The organism is Moorena sp. SIO4A5, from assembly GCF_010672005.1.
In the GTDB taxonomy this organism is placed as follows: domain Bacteria; phylum Cyanobacteriota; class Cyanobacteriia; order Cyanobacteriales; family Coleofasciculaceae; genus Moorena.
On sequence record NZ_JAAHHZ010000590.1, the window covers coordinates 1 to 3,058 of the forward strand.

At 44.4% G+C, this 3,058-nt stretch carries 1 protein-coding gene; it reads right to left on the minus strand.

Going from position 1 to position 3,058, the window contains the following annotated elements; all coding sequences use genetic code 11:
- Nucleotides 1–258 precede the first annotated feature (258 nt).
- On the minus strand, nt 259–3,058 hold a 2,800-nt coding region (locus F6K57_RS41485; protein ID WP_293074969.1), incomplete at its 5' end, for a WD40 repeat domain-containing protein.

Consider the following 3,058-nt stretch of genomic DNA (forward strand, 5'->3'; position numbering starts at 1 on the left):
AACCTCATTAGCTAATCACGCCATCATACCACCACACCACACCACCATAATCCCATCTAGCTAGGATTTAAAGAAATCAACTATCCTTACTAAGGATAAGGAAGCTGGGGGTATCAGTCCCATATTATTAATTTTCCTCCCACCCAACTTCCCCTCCGGAAAATTATTGTGGTCATTGGTTTTCATCGTTAGTTGTTCAATGATTACCCATTCACCATTTCCCAGTCTAACATTACCGCAAAAGACCTACTAATTATTCTATTTGATATGGCTGTTTGTGATCAGCTGACAAAGTTGGCGATCGCTTTCTCTGACTTCTGGGTTGTTTTGGAGATAATTTCTTAGCCAGTGGCAGCTTTTATCTAGCAGATCGTCTAAATTCAAATTCCAAATTGCCACTGTACCATCTTCACTAGCGACTGCCAAGCCTGTTCCATCATGGCTCCAGCTAAGATTTGTGACGCGATGCTCACCAGCTTTCAAGGTTTTGATCAAGGTGTCGTCGAAGCGCCATAGCTGAACCTGGTTGTCCCAGCTGCTGGTTGCCAAAATTTTGCCCTTGGGGCTAAAACGGACTTTGGCCACACTATCAGTATGGCCTTTGAGGGTTGATTGTAAAGTACCATCTTTGTGCCAGAGTTTCACTGTATTATCATAACTAGCGGTCGCCAAGAACTTGTTCTCGGGTGAGAAGCTGAGATCCAAAACCCAATTGCGATGACCTGGTAGTGTTTTCAGAAGTTTCCCATCAGCACTCCACAGTTTTACAGTTTTATCATCACTGGCCGATGCCAATCGCTGACTATCCTGGCTAAACTTAACTGCATTAACCCGCTCACTATGACCAGTGAGGGTATGAATCAATTTACCAGTGCGATCCCAAATTTTGACTGTCCTGTCCCGACTGGCAGACGCGAGGCGCTCCGAGTCAGGACTAAAACTAACATTCAATACCCAGTCCTGATGTCCCTTTATTGTCTTAATTAAGGTACCGCTACGATGCCAGAGTTTCACGGTGCCATCTCGACTACCTGAGGCAATTAGCTCACCATCAGGACTGAAACTAATACTATAGACCATATCATGATGCCCTGTTAAGGTTTGGAGCAGCTTACCGTTGCGATCCCAAAGCTTAACAGTTCTGTCATTACTAGCTGTCGCAATCTGTTGAGAGTCTGGAGAAAAGGTGACATCCTGTACATCATCCTGATGCCCTCTTAAAATCACGTGAGACTGATTAATACTACTCCAGAGCTTGATAGTTTTATCGTGGCTGGCTGAAGCCAGAATCAGTTGGTCAGTTTGAGGGTTGGATGGTTGTAGAGGGATATGATAATTGCTGTGGGCTAGGTTGTCTTGAGAACTAAAAGGCTCAGTAGGACGGAAACTGACAGCACTAACCCCATCGCTGTGTCCCTTAAACGTGTTTATTAAAGTGCCTTCACGGTTCCATAGCCGCACTGTATTATCATCACTGCCAGAGGCAATCAGCTGACCATCAGCACTGAAAGCAACACCATTAACCCATCGCTGATGCTTGGGAAAGGTTTTGATTAGCTTGCCATTGGCACTCCACAACCTTACGGTTTGATCATCGCTAGCGGAGGCAATTAACTGACTATCTGGACTAAATACTACACAGTTAACCTGAGCGCTATGTCCTTTAAGAGTATTTAGCAATTTTCCGGTTTGACTCCACAGCTTAATGGTGTTATCGGAACTAGCAGAAGCAATAATTTTGCCATCTCCACTAAAGCTTACCGACCGCACTACACCCCGGTGACCGGAAAAGGTTTTAATTAATTTGCCATCAACAGTCCATAATCGAATTTTCTTATCTTTGCCAGCCGCAGCAATCATCTGCCCATCTCGACTAAAACTGACACTGTATATATGACCAGCATCAGGGGTAATTATTCTGACTAGCTCGCCAGTTTGACGCCATAGTCTGACTGTGCCATCCCAGCTACTAGAGGCAATTAACTGACTATCGGGACTAAAAGATACGCTGGTTACACTATCTTGATGACCTTCTAGGGTTTGGATCAACTTGCCATCAGGATGCCACAGTTTGACCGTTTTATCGCGGCTGGTGGAGGCAATAAACTTACCATCTGGGGAAAAACTGATGCTGGAAACAATATCACTATGTCCTTCGAGTCGATTGTGTTCGGAAACTGAATAAACTGCCTGGGACAGAGCTGTGATTACTTGTAGACGGGTATCTGCCTCTACTGTTCGAGATGGTAGATATTGCTGCTCTTCCTGTTGTAGTTTTTTTGCCGCTCTTAACCCTTCGAGCAAAGCATCAAAGGTTTTATTGGATACGAAAAGAGCTTCTGAAGAGGCACTCAGGGCACTAAGCATAGCATTGATTCGTTGAGCTTCGGCTCGCCATCTCAAGGCACCATTGGTCACTGCTAAAAGTGCCATCACTGTGCTAATGGCAATGGCACGCAGTCGTTGTTTACGAACCCGCAACAGTTGACTCTCACTTTGTTTTAGCCGTACTTTAATATTAGATTGGGTACGTTGCTTATATTTTTGACGAATCGGTAGAACTAGATAATCATGAATCAGCTGATATCGGTTTTGTGGTGTTTCTGGCACTCGGAAGACTAAACCGGAACCGACCAAAATTTCCAAAATCAAGGGGATTTGAGTTAGTGTGGAGTTGTCCCAATTGGACAGTACTAACTCAGCTTGAGTTTTCAACGGACGGGTACCTCGTTGATCGGTTAAGGAGAATAAAACTTCCCAGACGGCATCTTCATTCTCTGGCCCACAATCATAAATAATTTGGGAAAGCGATCGCTCGACTAGAACTGTCTTGGGGTCATTTCCCAAAGCTCGGTATCCTTCAAGGGTAGTAATTTTTTCTGCTTGTAGCTGAGCACCCACGACTTGTAACTCAATTAAGCGCACCACTCCCGTATTGGTGACTAAATCCTTTACCAGTGCTTCGATTAGAGCAGGTTCTAACTTAAACTGAGATACTGCTGTTAAGGAGTGAATAACGTTTTTGGCATTCTCTGGGGACAGATCACCTAAGTGATAA